The following is a 1,102-nucleotide window of genomic DNA, read 5'->3' as shown; positions in this document are numbered from 1 at the left end:
CGAGGCGGGCATCCCGGTGTTCGGCCCCTCCGGGGAGGCCGCGCAGCTGGAGGGCTCCAAGGCCTTCGCCAAGGAGGTCATGGCCGGCGCGGGTGTGCCCACCGCGCGGTCGTACGTCTGCACCACCGCCCAGGAGATCGACGAGGCCCTCGACGCCTTCGGCGCCCCGTACGTCGTGAAGGACGACGGGCTGGCCGCAGGCAAGGGCGTCGTCGTGACCCCGGACCTCGACGCGGCCCGTGAGCACGCGCTGGCCTGCGGTCGCGTCGTCATCGAGGAGTTCCTGGACGGCCCCGAGGTCTCCCTCTTCGCGATCACCGACGGCACGACCGTCCTCCCGCTCCAGCCCGCCCAGGACTTCAAGCGCGCGCTGGACGGCGACGAGGGCCCCAACACCGGCGGCATGGGTGCGTACTCCCCCCTCCCGTGGGCCGACCCCAAACTGGTCGACGAGGTCCTCCAGACGGTGCTGCAGCCGACGGTCGACGAGATGCGCCGCCGCGGCACCCCGTTCTCCGGCCTGCTCTACGCCGGCCTGGCGATCACCAGCCGGGGCGTACGGGTCATCGAGTTCAACGCCCGCTTCGGCGACCCGGAGACCCAGGTCGTCCTGGCCCGCCTGAAGACCCCGCTGGCCGGTGTCCTGCTCGCCTCCGCCAACGGCACCCTCGGCGACCTCGAACCCCTCCGCTGGAGCGACGACGCGGCCGTCACGGTGGTCGTGGCCTCGCACAACTACCCCGGCACCCCGCGCACCGGCGACCCCATCACCGGGCTCGACGAGGTGGCCGCCGTGGACGCCCCGCACGCGTACGTGCTGCACGCCGGGACCAAGCGCGACGGCGACGCCGTGGTCAGCGCGGGCGGACGCGTCCTGTCCGTCACGGCCACCGGCAAGGACCTGACCCAGGCCCGTGACCGCGCGTACACCGCCGTCGCCCGCATCGGCCTGGACGGCTCCCAGCACCGCTCGGACATCGCCGCGAAGGCGGCGACCGAAGCCTGACCTGCGGCCTGACCGACGGCCGAACCGACATACCCGGGCTCCGCGCGGGGCATCTGACGCACGGCGTGACGGATGTGCCCCGCGCGGAGCCCGGGT

Annotated in this window: 1 protein-coding gene; it reads left to right on the top strand. The window is 74.0% G+C overall.

The window, feature by feature from the left end; translation table 11 throughout:
- Nucleotides 1-1,006: phosphoribosylamine--glycine ligase (purD, locus tag AOK15_RS41340; RefSeq protein ID WP_055524444.1), on the top strand; the 1,006-nt coding region annotated here is incomplete at its 5' end.
- Nucleotides 1,007-1,102: the final 96 nt, after the last annotated feature.

Origin of the sequence: Streptomyces ossamyceticus (genome assembly GCF_001418475.1) — a bacterium.
In the GTDB taxonomy this organism is placed as follows: Bacteria; Actinomycetota; Actinomycetes; order Streptomycetales; family Streptomycetaceae; genus Streptomyces; species Streptomyces ossamyceticus.
The sequence above is the reverse complement of the archived record's forward strand: the minus strand, read 5'-3'. Positions and strand labels throughout refer to the sequence as shown.